Below are 14934 nucleotides of genomic sequence, written 5' to 3'. Positions count from 1 at the left end.
GCCAGAAGGGCGTCCAGGTTTGTCTTCACACACTGACCAACGGGCGCCCTTCGCCATGGTCGCGACCAGCACACACATCGGACTCACTCATCTAGGGGCGTCCCCACCGTCCCGGGACCTACATCACAAAGACGGTGAAGGAAGGGGACTGGCGCGCTCGTTACTGCCCGGTTAAGCTCAGACGAGCGAGATACCCCCTCGCGATCGACCCGCGGTGGCCTGGTGACGCAGCCGCCGTGGGAGCAGTCGGTTCGGTGCCTCAGGTACCGCAGTACGACCAGGCCACGGGACAGGGCCGGTCGGCCATCACCGTTCGCCGGACGTGTGCACGTCCGCGGCGACGGCACCGGGCGTGTGCGCATGCAGCCCGGATCACACCCGCATTGCTTCCGCACCCGGTGCGCCCCTCGGCGCACCCGGGCGCACTCCCAGTCGTCACCCTCATTCCTGGAGTCCCGCGATGGCCACTCCCCTGTCCGACACCCCTCAGTCCCCGATCCGGACCGTCGCCGTCGTCGGCCTCGGCACCATGGGCACCGGTATCGCCGAAGTGCTCGCCAAGGCCGGCCGCGAGGTCGTCGGCATCGACATCAGCGAGGCCGCGGCCGTCCAGGCGGTCACCGCGCTCGCGGCCTCCACCGCCCGTGCCGTGGAGCGCGGAAAGCTCACCGAGCAGGAGCGCGCGGACGCCCTCGCGCGGGTCCGCACCGGCACCGACCTCTCCGCGGCGGCCGGCGCCGACCTGGTGATCGAGGTGGCTCCGGAGTCGTACGAGATCAAGCAGCAGATCTTCCGCGAACTGGACGGCATCGTGCGGCCGGAGACGATCCTGGCCACCGGGACGAACGCGCTGTCCGTCACCCGGCTCGCCGCCGACTCGGCCCGCCCCGAGCGGGTGCTGGGCCTGCACTTCTTCAACCCGGCCCCGGCGATGCGGCTGGTGGAGGTGGTCTCCTCGGTGCTGACCGCGCCGACCGCCGTCACCGCCGTCACCAACCTCGCCCTCGACCTCGGCAAGGAGCCCGTCGCGGTCGGCGACCGCCCCGGATTCGTCGCCGACGGGCTGCTGTTCGGCTATCTCAACCAGGCCGCCGCGATGTACGAGGCCAAGTACGCCTCCCGTGAGGACATCGACGCCGCGATGCGGCTGGGCTGCGGTCTGCCCATGGGCCCGCTCGCCCTGCTCGACCTGATCGGCATCGACACCGCGCGCACGGTGCTGGACGCCATGTACGCGGAGTCCCACGACCGGCTGCACGCCCCGGCCCCGATCCTCAAGCAGCTCAGCGAGGCGGGCCTGACGGGCCGCAAGTCGGGCCGCGGCTTCTACAGTTACGAGGCCCCGGGCAGCGCCGTCGTGGTGCGTGACGCGCTGACCCCGCTGGAGGGCTCGGTGCCGGTCGCGGGCCGCGAGGTCCGCTCGGTCGGCGTCGCCGGCTCCGGCACGATGGCCTCCGGTATCGCCGAGGTCTTCGCCAAGGCGGGCTACGCGGTCGTCCTCGCCGCGCGCAGCGAGGAGAAGGCGCAGACCGCCAAGGCCCGGATCGGCAAGTCCCTGGCCCGTTCCGTGGACAAGGGCCGGATGACGGCCGAGGCCGCCGCGCGGACCCTGGACCTGATCACCCCGGCCGGCTCCTACGACGCCTTCGCCGAGGTCGACCTGGCCGTCGAGGCCGTCGCCGAGGACCTGGAGATCAAGCAGCAGCTGTTCGCGACGCTGGACAAGGTCTGCAAGCCGGGCGCGGTGCTGGCCACCACGACCTCCTCGCTGCCCGTGGTCGCCTGCGCCCGCGCCACCTCGCGTCCGCAGGACGTGATCGGCATGCACTTCTTCAACCCGGCCCCGGCCATGAAGCTGGTCGAGGTGGTGCGCACGGTGCTCACCGCCGACGACGTCCACGCGACCGTGCGGGAGGTCTGCGGGCGGATCAGGAAGCACGCGGTGGACTGCGGCGACCGCGCCGGGTTCATCGTGAACGCCCTGCTGTTCCCGTACCTGAACAACGCGATCAAGATGGTGCAGGAGCACTACGCCTCGCTGGACGACATCGACGCGGCGATGAAGCTCGGCGGCGGGTACCCCATGGGCCCGTTCGAGCTGCTGGACGTGGTCGGGCTGGATGTCTCGCTGGCCATCGAGAAGGTCCTGCACCGCGAGTTCCGCGACCCCGGTCTGGCCCCCGCGCCCCTGCTGGAGCACCTGGTGGCCGCGGGCTGCCTCGGCCGCAAGACGGGCCGGGGTTTCCGCGAATATGCCCGGCGCTGACCGTCCGGGCGACTGGTTCACCGGCGGCGAGGACTGGGGCGGCCTGCTCGACCCCGCGGACTCTCCCCCGCCCCTCACGGGCGGGGGAACCCCTGGACACGCGCACCACCCTGCGCAGATGCAGTACGTTCGGGTCATGTCCCAGCCCGCCAGGTCCTCACGTACACCAGCCACGCCCGACGCGCCGGAAAGTGCCGCGGGCAGTCGCGCCGCCGCCCAGCGGCTCAAGATGCGCCGGGAACTGGCGGCAGCGGCGATGGAGCTGTTCGCCACGAAGGGGTACGAGGCGACCACCGTCGACGAGATCGCGGCCCAGGCCGGGGTCGCCCGCCGTACCTTCTTCCGTCACTTCCGCTCCAAGGAAGAGGCGATCTTCCCCGATCACGACGACACCCTGATCCGCGCCGAGGCGGTGCTCAACGCCGCCCCGGCGCACGAGCATCCGCTCGACACGGTGTGCCGCGGCATCAAGGAAGTCATGCGGATGTACGCGGCCCGCCCGGAGATCTCGGTCGCCCGCTACAAGCTCACGCGCGAGGTGCCCACCCTGCGCGAGGCGGAGATCGCCTCGGTGGCCCGTTACGAACGGCTCTTCACCCGCTACCTCCTGGGCCACTTCGACGAGCACGCGCACGACGACGACGCCAACGACGACCCGCTGCTGGCGGAGGTGGCGGCGTCCGCCGTGGTCACCGCGCACAACCATGTGCTGCGGCGCTGGCTGCGGGCGGGCGCCCAGGGCGATGTGGAGGCGCAGCTGGACCACGCCTTCGCGATCGTCCGCAAGACCTTCGGCACCGGCATCGGGGCCGGCCGCTCCACCGCGCAGCCCCAGCCGGCCGCGGCGGCGCTCTCCACCCATGGCGAGGTGCTGGTGACGGTGGCGCGCACGGACGCGCCGCTGGAGCAGGTGATGCGGACCATCGAGGAGGCTCTCAAGGAGCGCTGAGGCGCACCGCGAGGGCCCTGCCCCACTGTGATGACGGCCACCCCACGGGGTGGCCGTTTTGGCATGTCAGGGCAGGTTTTCTGGCGGCTTCCCGTCCCCGTTCGATCGATCATCGCTCATTTGTTACGTAAAGATTTCATCTGAGAGCAATCACTGGCACTCAGTGCCTTGCCACGTGACACGCGGTGTCATACGTTGAAGAGGTCCGGGCGACCGGCGTGCAGAGACCTTTCGTACGCCGGCTGTCCCCGCAGCCCCATGGACTGCGCGCCCGGACGCCTGCGTCACAGGCACCCTTCCGCGCCACAAAGCGCTGCCGATCAGCACCATCCGCCGAACCGACGGCACCCACTCCACCCTCAGCAGCACCGACGTAACCCTCAGCGTTCCCCTCAGGACGCGCATCGCCGGAGGCATCACCGTGACCGTGAAGGACATCCTGGACGCGATCCAGTCGCCCGAATCCACCTCGGCCGACTTCGCCGCCATCCCGCTCCCCGAGTCGTACCGCGCGATCACCGTGCACAAGGACGAGACCGAGATGTTCGCGGGTCTGGAGACCCGCGACAAGGACCCGCGCAAGTCGATCCACCTCGACGACGTCCCGCTGCCCGAGCTGGGCCCGGGCGAGGCCCTGGTCGCCGTGATGGCCTCCTCGGTCAACTACAACTCGGTGTGGACCTCGATCTTCGAGCCGCTGTCCACCTTCGGCTTCCTGGAGCGCTACGGCCGCACCAACGACCTGGCCAAGCGTCACGACCTGCCGTACCACATCATCGGCTCCGACCTCGCGGGCGTCGTCCTGCGCACCGGCCCCGGCGTCAACGCCTGGCGGCCCGGTGACGAGGTCGTCGCACACTGCCTCTCGGTCGAGCTGGAGTCCTCGGACGGCCACAACGACACCATGCTCGACCCCGAGCAGCGGATCTGGGGCTTCGAGACCAACTTCGGCGGCCTCGCCGAGATCGCCCTGGTCAAGTCCAACCAGCTGATGCCCAAGCCGGGCCACCTCAGCTGGGAGGAGGCCGCCGCGCCGGGCCTGGTGAACTCCACCGCCTACCGCCAGCTGGTCTCCAGCAACGGCGCCGCCATGAAGCAGGGCGACAACGTCCTGATCTGGGGCGCGAGCGGCGGACTCGGCTCCTACGCCACCCAGTTCGCGCTGGCCGGCGGCGCCAACCCGATCTGTGTCGTCTCCAGCGACCAGAAGGCGGACATCTGCCGCTCGATGGGCGCCGAGGCGATCATCGACCGCAACGCCGAGGGCTACAAGTTCTGGAAGGACGAGACCACCCAGGACCCCAAGGAGTGGAAGCGCTTCGGCAAGCGCATCCGCGAGCTGACCGGCGGCGAGGACATCGACATCGTCTTCGAGCACCCGGGCCGCGAGACCTTCGGCGCCTCGGTCTTCGTCACCCGCAAGGGCGGCACCATCACCACCTGCGCCTCCACCTCGGGCTACATGCACGAGTACGACAACCGGTACCTGTGGATGTCCCTGAAGCGGATCATCGGCTCCCACTTCGCCAACTACCGCGAGGCCTGGGAGGCCAACCGCCTCATCGCGAAGGGCAAGATCCACCCGACGCTGTCGAAGACGTACTCCCTGGAGGAGACCGGCCAGGCCGCGTTCGACGTGCACCGCAACCTCCACCAGGGCAAGGTCGGCGTGCTGTGCCTCGCCCCCGAGGAAGGTCTCGGCGTCCGCGACCAGGAGATGCGCGCCCAGCACATCGACGCCATCAACCGCTTCCGCAACATCTGAGGGCAGCACACATGAGCGAGCGTCAGACCCCGTCTGCGGCGCAGGGCGCGCCGGTGTCGAAAGAGACGAGGACAAGGGAGCGCAGCGACCGCGGGCTGAGGAACGTCGACACCGGCACAGAGCGCCCTGCGCCGCAGGCGCCGAGAGAAAAGGACCGGCCGTGGTTGATGCGGACCTATGCCGGCCACTCCACGGCCGAGGCGTCCAACGAGCTGTACCGGCGCAACCTCGCCAAGGGCCAGACGGGTCTGTCCGTCGCGTTCGACCTGCCGACGCAGACCGGCTACGACCCGGACCACATCCTCGCCCGCGGCGAGGTCGGCCGGGTCGGGGTACCCGTCTCGCACCTCGGTGACATGCGCCGGCTGTTCCAGGACATCCCCCTGGAGCAGATGAACACCTCGATGACCATCAACGCCACCGCCATGTGGCTGCTGGCGCTCTATCAGGTCGTCGCCGAGGAGCAGGGTGCGGACATCACCAAGCTCCAGGGCACGACCCAGAACGACATCGTCAAGGAGTACCTGTCCCGGGGCACGCACGTGTTCCCGCCGGGACCGAGCCTCCGGCTGACGACGGACATGATCGCGTACACGGTCTCCCACATCCCGAAGTGGAACCCGATCAACATCTGCAGCTACCACCTGCAGGAGGCGGGCGCCACCCCGGTCCAGGAGATCGCCTACGCGATGTCCACGGCGATCGCGGTCCTCGACGCCGTGCGCGACAGCGGCCAGGTCCCCCCGGAGCGGATGGGCGATGTCGTCGCCCGGATATCCTTCTTCGTCAACGCGGGCGTCCGCTTCGTCGAGGAGATGTGCAAGATGCGCGCCTTCGGCCGCATCTGGGACCGGATCACCCGCGAGCGCTACGGCATCGAGAACGACAAGCAGCGCCGCTTCCGCTACGGCGTCCAGGTCAACTCCCTGGGCCTGACGGAGGCGCAGCCGGAGAACAACGTCCAGCGGATCGTGCTGGAGATGCTGGCCGTCACCCTCTCCAAGGACGCCCGCGCGCGGGCCGTCCAGCTGCCGGCCTGGAACGAGGCGCTGGGCCTGCCCCGGCCCTGGGACCAGCAGTGGTCGCTGCGCATCCAGCAGGTCCTCGCCCACGAGAGCGACCTGCTGGAGTACGAGGACCTCTTCGAGGGTTCGAAGGTGGTCGAGGCCAAGGTCGACGCGCTGGTCACCGAGTGCCTGGCGGAGATCGGGCGGATCGAGGAGATGGGCGGCGCGATGGCCGCCGTCGAGTCGGGCTACCTGAAGTCGCAGCTGGTCGCCTCGCACGCCGAGCGGCGGGCCCGGATCGAGTCGGGCCAGGAGAAGATCGTCGGCGTCAACGTCTTCGAGACGACCGAGCCCAACCCGCTCACCGCCGACCTCGACACGGCCATCCAGACGGTGGACCCGGCGGTCGAGGAGCGCGTCATCGAGTCGCTCGTCCACTGGCGGGACACCCGGTACCAGCCGCCCTTCAACCACCCGCGCCCGTGCAAGGCGCTGGAGCGGCTGAAGGAGGCGGCCAAGGGCACCGCCAACCTCATGGAGGCCACCCTGGAGTGCGCCCGCGCCGGGGTCACGACCGGCGAGTGGGCCGGGGCCCTGCGCGAGGTGTTCGGCGAGTTCCGGGCACCCACCGGGGTCTCCTCGGCGCCCGTCGCGGTGGCCGCGGCGGAGGGCACGGCGCTGGCCGAGGTGCGCCGGAAGGTGGCTCTGACGGCCCAGGACATGGGCGTGGGCAAGCTGCGCTTCCTGGTCGGCAAGCCCGGCCTGGACGGGCACTCCAACGGCGCCGAGCAGATCGCCGTCCGGGCCCGCGACGCCGGCTTCGAGGTGGTCTACCAGGGCATCCGGCTCACCCCGGAGCAGATCGTGGACGCGGCCCTCGCCGAGGACGTGCACGCGGTCGGCCTGTCGATCCTCTCCGGCTCGCACGCCCGGCTCGTGCCGGACGTCCTGGAGCGGCTGCGTGTGGCCGGTGCCACAGATATCCCGGTGATCGCCGGTGGCATCATCCCGAATGGTGATGCCGAGCAGCTCCGGGCCGCCGGAGTGGCCGCGGTCTTCACCCCGAAGGACTTCGACATCACCGGAATCATCGGCCGCATCGTCGACGAGATCCGGAAAGCGAACAAGCTCGACCCCCTGGAGGTCCCCGCATGACGACCGTCAACCGCCTTCGCCCCCGGCGCTCCTGCCTGGCGGTTCCGGGCTCGAACCCGCGCTTTTTGGAGAAGGCCCAGGGCCTCCCCGCCGACCAGGTCTTCCTGGACCTGGAGGACGCGTGCGCGCCGCTCGCCAAGCCCGGGGCGCGGCACACCATCGTCAAGTTCCTCAACGAGGGCGACTGGACCGGCAAGACCCGCGTCGTGCGCGTCAACGACTGGACCACCGAGTGGACCTACCGCGACGTCGTCACCGTCGTCGAGGGCGCCGGGCAGAACCTCGACTGCATCATGCTGCCGAAGGTGCAGGACGCCCAGCAGGTCGTCGCGCTGGACCTGCTGCTGACCCAGATCGAGAAGACGATGGGCTTCGAGGTCGGCAAGATCGGCATCGAGGCGCAGATCGAGAACGCCCAGGGCCTGAACAACGTCAACGAGATCGCGCAGGCCTCCCAGCGCGTCGAGACGATCATCTTCGGCCCGGCCGACTTCATGGCGTCGATCAACATGAAGTCCCTCGTCGTGGGCGAGCAGCCGCCCGGCTACCCGGCGGACGCCTACCACTACATCCTGATGAAGATCCTGATGGCGGCCCGCGCCAACAACCTCCAGGCGATCGACGGCCCCTACCTCCAGATCCGCAACGTCGACGGCTACCGCGAGGTGGCACGGCGTGCCGCCGCGCTCGGCTTCGACGGCAAGTGGGTGCTGCACCCCGGCCAGGTCGACGCGTCGAACGAGATCTTCTCGCCCTCGCAGGAGGACTTCGACCACGCCGAGCTGATCCTGGACGCGTACGACTACTACACGTCCGAGGCGGGCGGCAAGAAGGGCTCGGCGATGCTCGGCGACGAGATGATCGACGAGGCCAGCCGGAAGATGGCGCTGGTCATCTCCGGCAAGGGCCGCGCGGCCGGCATGCAGCGCACCAGCAAGTTCGAGATCCCGGAGGCGTAGGACATGCAGTTCGGACGCACCTACGAGGAGTTCGAGGTCGGGGCGACGTACAAGCACTGGCCGGGAAAGACGGTCACGGAGTACGACGACCACCTGTTCTGTCTCCTCACCATGAACCACCACCCCCTCCACATGGACACCAACTATGCGGAGAAGACGACGGACTTCGGCCGGAACGTCGTCGTGGGCAACTACATCTACTCGCTGCTGCTCGGCATGTCCGTCCCGGACATCTCCGGCAAGGCGATCGCCAACCTGGAGATCGAGTCGCTCAAGCACGTGGCGCCGACCTTCCACGGCGACACGATCTACGGCCAGACGACCGTGCTGGACAAGTGGCCGTCGAAGTCGAAGGACGACCGCGGCATCGTCTACGTCGAGACCAAGGGCTACAAGCAGGACGGCACCCTGGTCTGCGTGTTCCGCCGCAAGGTGATGGTGCCGACCGAGACGTACATCAAGGAGCGCGGCGGCGAGCAGCCGGGCCGCCCCGAGCTTCAGGAACAGGGGAAGTAGTCATGGCGCGACTCGCCCAGACCGCCGGTCTGACCGACGTCCAGCAGGAGATCCTGTCCACGGTCCGCGACTTCGTGGACAAGGAGATCATCCCGGTCGCCACCGAGCTGGAGCACCGCGACGAGTATCCGCAGGCGATCGTCGACGGCCTCAAGGAGTTGGGCCTGTTCGGCCTGATGATCCCGGAGGAGTACGGCGGCCTGGGCGAGTCGCTCCTGACGTACGCGCTGTGCGTCGAGGAGATCGCGCGCGGCTGGATGTCGGTGTCCGGCATCATCAACACCCACTTCATCGTGGCGTACATGCTCAAGCAGCACGGCACACAGGAGCAGAAGGACCACTTCCTGCCGCGCATGGCGGCCGGCGACATCCGGGGCGCCTTCTCCATGTCGGAGCCGGGCCTGGGCTCGGACGTGTCGGCCATCACGTCCAAGGCGGTGAAGGACGGCGAGGAGTACGTCCTCAACGGCCAGAAGATGTGGCTGACGAACGGCGGCACGTCCTCCCTGGTCGCCGTTCTGGTGCGAAGTGACGAAGGACACCCCGAGGGCACGGCGCCCCACAAGTCGATGACGACCTTCCTCGTCGAGAAGGAGCCCGGCTTCGGTGAGGTCCGCCCCGGCCTGACCATTCCGGGCAAGATCGACAAGATGGGGTACAAGGGCGTCGACACGACCGAACTCATCATGGACGGCCTGCGCGTTCCCGCCGACCGGGTGCTCGGCGGGGTCACCGGCCGAGGTTTTTACCAAATGATGGACGGCGTCGAGGTCGGCCGGGTCAACGTCGCGGCGCGTGGCTGCGGTGTCGCTCAGCGTGCCTTCGAACTCGGTGTCCAGTACGCCCAGCAGCGTCACACTTTCGGCAAGCCGATCGCCCAGCACCAGGCGATCCAGTTCAAGCTGGCCGAGATGGCTACCAAGGTCGAGGCCGCCCATGCGATGATGGTGAACGCGGCTCGCAAAAAGGACTCCGGGGAACGAAACGACCTTGAGGCTGGGATGGCGAAGTACCTCGCCTCCGAGTACTGCAAGGAGGTCGTGGAGGACGCCTTCCGGATCCACGGCGGCTACGGCTTCTCCAAGGAGTACGAGATCGAGCGCCTCTACCGGGAGGCTCCGATGCTGCTGATCGGCGAAGGTACCGCCGAGATCCAGAAAATGATCATCGGTCGCAGGCTGCTCGAAGAGTATCGATTCCAGGGCTGATTGTCCGGATACGGGGTGTTTTCTTGGAGAAGAAGATCACACCCCGTCAACACTCTTCGGCTGCCGACTCGGCTTCCTGGCTTGCCCAGTTGTGGTCCGCGACCGGTACCATCCCCGGAAAGCCGCCGTCCCCCTCAATGCGCGGCATCATCCGCTACGAAGGTCATCCATGCCCCACAGCCAAACCTCTGCACCTCGCGACAGCCTGGCCGGCGTACGCCTGGCACGCGGAGCATCGCCGTGGCTTCTCCCGACCGTCGCCACGGCAGCCCTCAGCCTCGTCAAGGCCCGCCGCTCCGGCGCCGCCAAGGCCGTCGCCGTGCCCGCCACCGCCCTCGCGGCGGGCATGCTGTGGTTCTTCCGCGACCCCGAGCGCGAGATCGCCCAGGGCCGCGTCATCTCGCCCGCCGACGGTGTGGTGCAGAGCATCATGCCGTGGAAGGACGGACGCACCCGCGTCGCGATCTTCATGAGCCCGCTGAACGTCCACGTCAACCGCGCGCCCCTCTCCGGCACGGTGACCTCGGTCGAGCACATCCCCGGCGGGTTCGTTCCGGCGTTCAACAAGGAGAGCGAGAACAACGAACGCGTCGTCTGGCACTTCGACACCGAGCTCGGTGACATCGAGATGATCCAGATCGCCGGCGCGGTGGCCCGTCGCATCGTGCCGTACATCCCGCAGGGGACGAAGGTCGAGCAGGGTGACCGCATCGGTCTGATCCGCTTCGGCTCGCGTGTCGACATCTATCTGCCCGAGGGTGTGGAGGTCGCGGTCGAGGTCGGGCAGAAGACCGTGGCTGGGGTGACTCGCATTGACCGTGATTGATCCGGAGACACAGGCGGGCTGGGTGCCCGAGGCCGACGAGGTGGACGAAGAAGAGGAGATGCCCCTCTCTCTTCGCCTGTCGATAGCGGACACCCTGACGCTCGGCAACGCGACCTGCGGCTTCATGGCGGTGTACTTCACCACCACCGGCATCCTGATCCCGCACCTCACCGGCAGCCAGGAATCCGGCATGGCCCGCCACAGCGCGGCCACCGCCGTCATCCTGATGCTCTGCGCGGCGGTCTTCGACCTCTTCGACGGCCTGGTCGCGAGGAAGCTCCGCTCGTCCCCCATGGGCGCCGAGCTGGACAACCTCTCCGACCTGATCAGCTTCGGACTGGCCCCGGCGTACTTCGTCCTGGTCTACGGCATGGTCGCGGACGACGCGCACCAGAAGGTGGCCGCGGTCGGAGCGATCGTGGTCCTGCTGGCCGTGGTGCTGCGCCTCGCGCGCTTCTCCTGCGTGACGCCGCCGAACGGCATGTTCCAGGGCATGCCCTCGCCGTTCGGCGCGCTGACGGTCGTCTCGATCGTGCTGCTGGAGCTGCCGTTCGTGGCGACGCTGCTGGCGATCCTGGGCACCGCGTGGCTGATGGTGAGCCGGGTGGAGTACCCCAAGCCGCGGGGGCGCCTCGCGGTGGCGATGCTCGCCTGGATCGTGCTGAGCATGGGTCTGCTGGCGGCGTGGGCGTTCGACGCGCCCAGCGGTCAGCTGCTGCTGCAGACGGGGTGTGCGCTCCAGCTGGTCATGGGGGCGGTCATTCCGCTGTTCGCGACGGCTCGGCGGGTGAACAACTTCCGTGACAATCGGCGGGAGGCGCGGGCGGCTCAGCCGTAGCGCTCCGCTGGGTGCGGTGAAGAGGGGCCCCGGGTTTGTACCCGGGGCCCCTCTTCGTGCTTTGGGCGCGGTCCGGATTCGGGCGCGGCGCCGTCGTGGTGGTTGCGCAGTTCCTCGCGCCCCTGGGGGAAAGTGCGGCGCCATCGGGGCTTGTCGCGCAGTTCCCCGCGCCCCTGAGGGAAAGTGCGGCGCCATCGGGGCTTGTCGCGCAGTTCCTCGCGCCCCTGGGGGTAGGTGCCGCGCCGTTGTGGTGGTTGCGCAGTTCCCCGCGCCCCTGGGGGTAGGTGCGGCGCCGTTGTGGTGGTTGCGCAGTTCCCCGCGCCCCCGAGGGAAAGTGCGGCGCCATCGGGGCTTGTCGCGCAGTTCCTCGCGGCCCTGGGCGTGGGGGTTGCGGTTGGGGGGTCTTGGCTTCGGGGTAGAGGGGCCGAGCTCGTACCTCCCCAGGGGCGCGGGGAACTGCGCGACCGGCCACGACGGCGCCGCACTCGAAGGACGAGGTGGGGGCCCGGCGCCCCCAGGGGGTGTCAGGTCAGGAAGTCTTCTGCGATGCGGGACGCCGTGCGTTCCAGGATGGGGCCCGCCTCCGCGATGCAGCGGGCCACGTCCGGCTCGACCTCCGTCAGCGGGTAGGCGCGGCGGATACCCGCTCGGCCCAGGGCCTCCGGAGGAAGGGCCAGCCGCCCGCAGACCGCGACGACCTCCTTGCCCGCCGCCCGCGCCGCCGCGGCGACACCCGCCGGGGCCTTGCCGTGCAGCGTCTGCTCGTCCAGGGACCCCTCCCCGGTGATCACCAGCTCGGCCCGCTCCAGCGCCGGCCCGAAGCCCAGCACGTCCAGCATGACCTCGATCCCGGGACGGAACCGGGCGCCGAGCAGCAGGGCGCCGTAGCCGATGCCGCCGGCCGCGCCCGCCCCGGGCGAGACGGCGTACTCGGCGGCCCGCGGCCCCACGGCCGACTCCAGCACCTTCGCGAAGTGGCCGAGGGCCGCGTCCAGGGCGGCCACGTCGTCCGGTGAGGCGCCCTTCTGCGGCCCGTAGACCGCCGGTGCGCCCTTCGGGCCGGTGAGCGGGTTGTCGACGTCGCTGGCGAGCACCAGGTCGACGGAGGACAGCCGCGGGTCCAGACCGGAGAGGTCCGCCGAGGCCAGCTCGCCGAGCCCGCCCCCGCCGGGCGCGACCGGCTCGCCGTCCGCGTCCAGGAACCGCGCGCCGAGAGCGGTGAGCATGCCGGCCCCGCCGTCGGTGGTGGCGCTGCCGCCGACGCCGAAGACGATGGTGCCCGCGCCCGCGTCCAGGGCGGCGCGCAGGAGCTCCCCGGAGCCGTAGGTGGACGCCGTCAGCGGAGCGAGGACGCCCGCCGGAAGCCGTTGCAGTCCGCTGGCCTCGGCCATCTCGACGACGGCCGTCTCCCCGCGCAGCGCGAACGCCGCGGTCACCTCGTCACCGAGCGGCCCGGCGACCCGGACCTCGTGCCGCTCGAACCCGGCGGCGACGGCCGCGTCGACGGTGCCGTCCCCGCCGTCGGCCACGGGCAGGGCCTCGACCTCCGCCTCGGGTGCGACCGCGCGCAGCCCCGCCGTCACCCGCTCGGCGACCTGCACGGCCGTCAGCGACCCCTTGAACTTGTCCGCGGCGATGAGCACGCGCTGTGTCACCTGTGATCCCCTTGCTCTCCGGGCCTACGCATGTCAGGCCAGTCGCGCCGCTGCGACCTTAACCGGAGGACACCCTCGCCGTCATGCCCCGCCCGGTCCCTGGACGGCCCCCGCCTCCGCGCTGTGCGGGCCGCGCGGAATCGGGTAGACCGGAACCATGACCCCTGTGGGCACCGAGCCCGAGTTCACCGACCGCGTCCTCGGGGGCTGGCTCGGCCGGATCGCCGGCAACATGCTGGGCAAACCGGTCGAACAGGGCGACCTGTGGACGCGGGACCGCATCGACCGCTATCTGCGGCGGGCCGCGGCGCTGCCGCTCACCGACTATCTGCCCGAGCCCCCGCCGGGCGGGGACGAGGTCTTCGAGCTGCGCCCCGAGTGGCGCCGGTGCGTGCGCGGCCGGATCCACGGCAGCTGCCGCGACGACGACGTCGACTACGCCATCCTCGGCCTGGACCTGCTGGAGACCCACGGCTTCGGCTTCAGCACCGAGCAGGTCGGCGATCTGTGGCTGCTGCGGCTGCCGTACCTCCAGACGTTCACCGCCGAGCGGGCGGCCTACCGCAACCTCACGGGCGGGCTGAAGCCACCGCTGACCGCCACCTACGACAACCCGTTCCAGGAGTGGATCGGCGCGCTGATCCGCGCGGACATCTTCGGCTGGACGTGCCCGGGAGACCCGCGCCGGGCCGCGTCGCTGGCGCGCCGGGACGCGGTCCTGTCGCACACCGGGAACGGCGTGTACGGGGCGATGTGGGCGGCGGCGCTGGTCTCGGCGGCGTTCACCGCGCCGACGGTGCGCGAGGCGCTCGGCGAGGCGCTGACCGTGATCCCGGCGTCGAGCCGGCTCGCCCGGACCGTCCGCCGGGTGGTCTCCCTGCACGACGCCCGGCTGTCCTGGGAGGACACCCTGAGCACGATGTCCGAGGAGACCGGTGGCCTGGGCTGGATCCACACGGTCCCCAACGCGGCCGTCCTCACCGCCGGACTGCTCTACGGCGACGGCGACTTCACGCGCACCATCACGCTCACCGTGCGGGGCGGCCTGGACACCGACTCCAACGGGGCGACCGCGGGCTCGGTGGCGGGGGTGCGGACCGGGGCCGAGGCCATTCCCGCGCAGTGGCGGGACCCCCTGGAGGACACGGTGCGCAGCGCGGTGTTCGGCTTCGACGGGGTGCGGATCAGCGACCTGGCCCGGCGCACGGTGGCGCTGGCGAACGGCGGGTGAGGGCGGCCTCGTTACCCTGTCCGGATGACCACTCAGGACTTCGCCACGTACATCGCGGGGCTCCCCCGTGTCCTCGCCGGTGCCGCCGCCCTGTTCCGGGACGCCGCGGGACGGGTGCTGCTCGTCGAGCCCAACTACCGCGAGGGCTGGGCGCTTCCGGGCGGCACGGTGGAGTCCGACGCCGGCGAGAGCCCGCGTGCGGGCGCGCGCCGGGAGACGGCCGAGGAGATCGGGCTCGACCGGCCGCTCGGTCCGCTGCTGGCGGTGGACTGGGTGCCGGGCACGAACCGACCGCCCCTGGTCGCCTACCTCTACGACGGCGGGATCCTCGGCGAGGACGACTTCAAGGCGATCCGGCTCCAGGAGGCGGAGCTGCTGTCGTGGCGCCTGGTCCCGCGCGAGGAGCTGACCGGCATGCTGCCGGGCGCGCTGGGCCGCCGGGTGCTGGCCGCGCTGGACGTGCTCGCCGACGGAGGCGGCACGGCGGAGCTGGAGGACGGGCACCGGGTCGGCTGACCGCCCGACGCAGCCGAATATCCGTTCGCCCGGGTCACGGACC

Annotated in this window: 12 protein-coding genes; 11 read left to right on the top strand and 1 reads right to left on the bottom strand. The window is 70.3% G+C overall.

The window, feature by feature from the left end; all coding sequences use genetic code 11:
* Positions 1-460 precede the first annotated feature (460 nt).
* The 9 genes from AB0E07_RS22775 to pssA all read left to right on the top strand — a co-directional run bounded on the left by AB0E07_RS22775 (position 461) and on the right by pssA (position 11489).
* On the top strand, positions 461-2266 hold the full coding sequence (locus tag AB0E07_RS22775; protein WP_362254960.1) for a 3-hydroxyacyl-CoA dehydrogenase family protein: 1806 nt from the start codon (positions 461-463) through the stop codon (positions 2264-2266).
* 136 nt (positions 2267-2402) lie between these two features.
* A complete protein-coding gene (locus AB0E07_RS22770) occupies positions 2403-3215 on the top strand; it encodes a TetR family transcriptional regulator (RefSeq protein ID WP_362254957.1) in 813 nt (270 codons plus the stop codon).
* Positions 3216-3642: 427 nt separating this feature from the next.
* Positions 3643-4980: a crotonyl-CoA carboxylase/reductase gene (gene ccrA, locus AB0E07_RS22765; protein WP_362254990.1), complete on the top strand. Its 1338-nt coding sequence runs from the start codon at positions 3643-3645 to the stop codon at positions 4978-4980.
* A 95-nt stretch (positions 4981-5075) separates the two neighbouring features.
* Positions 5076-7142 carry a protein meaA gene (locus AB0E07_RS22760; RefSeq protein ID WP_362254987.1) on the top strand — a complete coding sequence of 689 codons (2067 nt, stop codon included), beginning with the start codon at positions 5076-5078 and terminating at the stop codon, positions 7140-7142.
* Positions 7139-8101, top strand: a complete 963-nt coding sequence (locus AB0E07_RS22755; protein WP_362254954.1) for a CoA ester lyase — start codon at positions 7139-7141, stop codon at positions 8099-8101. Before AB0E07_RS22760 ends, AB0E07_RS22755 begins: the two co-directional genes overlap by 4 nt.
* A gap of 3 nt (positions 8102-8104) precedes the next feature.
* Entirely contained in the window at positions 8105-8617 is a 513-nt protein-coding gene (locus AB0E07_RS22750) for a MaoC family dehydratase (protein ID WP_362254952.1), read from the top strand.
* A gap of 2 nt (positions 8618-8619) precedes the next feature.
* Complete coding sequence (locus AB0E07_RS22745; RefSeq protein ID WP_362254949.1) at positions 8620-9825, top strand: acyl-CoA dehydrogenase family protein; 1206 nt, start codon at positions 8620-8622, stop codon at positions 9823-9825.
* A 169-nt stretch (positions 9826-9994) separates the two neighbouring features.
* Positions 9995-10651 carry a phosphatidylserine decarboxylase gene (locus tag AB0E07_RS22740; protein WP_015656730.1) on the top strand — a complete coding sequence of 219 codons (657 nt, stop codon included), beginning with the start codon at positions 9995-9997 and terminating at the stop codon, positions 10649-10651.
* 22 nt (positions 10652-10673) lie between these two features.
* A complete protein-coding gene (gene pssA, locus AB0E07_RS22735; protein ID WP_362254984.1) occupies positions 10674-11489 on the top strand; it encodes a CDP-diacylglycerol--serine O-phosphatidyltransferase in 816 nt (271 codons plus the stop codon).
* Positions 11490-12013: 524 nt separating this feature from the next.
* Here pssA and AB0E07_RS22730 read toward each other — a convergent pair.
* Positions 12014-13144 carry a glycerate kinase gene (locus tag AB0E07_RS22730; protein ID WP_362254945.1) on the bottom strand — a complete coding sequence of 377 codons (1131 nt, stop codon included), beginning with the start codon at positions 13142-13144 and terminating at the stop codon, positions 12014-12016.
* 157 nt (positions 13145-13301) lie between these two features.
* Between AB0E07_RS22730 and AB0E07_RS22725 the strand changes: the two genes are divergently transcribed.
* Positions 13302-14375, top strand: a complete 1074-nt coding sequence (locus AB0E07_RS22725) for an ADP-ribosylglycohydrolase family protein (protein WP_362254942.1) — start codon at positions 13302-13304, stop codon at positions 14373-14375.
* 24 nt (positions 14376-14399) lie between these two features.
* Entirely contained in the window at positions 14400-14891 is a 492-nt protein-coding gene (locus AB0E07_RS22720) for an NUDIX hydrolase (protein WP_362254939.1), read from the top strand.
* The last annotated feature ends 43 nt before the right edge of the window (positions 14892-14934 follow it).

The organism is Streptomyces sp. NPDC048002, assembly GCF_040653275.1.
Taxonomy (GTDB): Bacteria; Actinomycetota; Actinomycetes; order Streptomycetales; family Streptomycetaceae; genus Streptomyces.
This window is presented reverse-complemented; position numbering and strand designations above follow the sequence as displayed.

Coding starts and splice junctions, on each gene's coding strand:
- AB0E07_RS22775 (WP_362254960.1), top strand. CDS start 461: ATGGCCACTCCCCTGTCCGACACCCCTCAGTCCCCGATCCGGACCGTC.
- AB0E07_RS22770 (WP_362254957.1), top strand. CDS start 2,403: ATGTCCCAGCCCGCCAGGTCCTCACGTACACCAGCCACGCCCGACGCG.
- AB0E07_RS22755 (WP_362254954.1), top strand. CDS start 7,139: ATGACGACCGTCAACCGCCTTCGCCCCCGGCGCTCCTGCCTGGCGGTT.
- AB0E07_RS22750 (WP_362254952.1), top strand. CDS start 8,105: ATGCAGTTCGGACGCACCTACGAGGAGTTCGAGGTCGGGGCGACGTAC.
- AB0E07_RS22745 (WP_362254949.1), top strand. CDS start 8,620: ATGGCGCGACTCGCCCAGACCGCCGGTCTGACCGACGTCCAGCAGGAG.
- AB0E07_RS22740 (WP_015656730.1), top strand. CDS start 9,995: ATGCCCCACAGCCAAACCTCTGCACCTCGCGACAGCCTGGCCGGCGTA.
- AB0E07_RS22725 (WP_362254942.1), top strand. CDS start 13,302: ATGACCCCTGTGGGCACCGAGCCCGAGTTCACCGACCGCGTCCTCGGG.
- AB0E07_RS22720 (WP_362254939.1), top strand. CDS start 14,400: ATGACCACTCAGGACTTCGCCACGTACATCGCGGGGCTCCCCCGTGTC.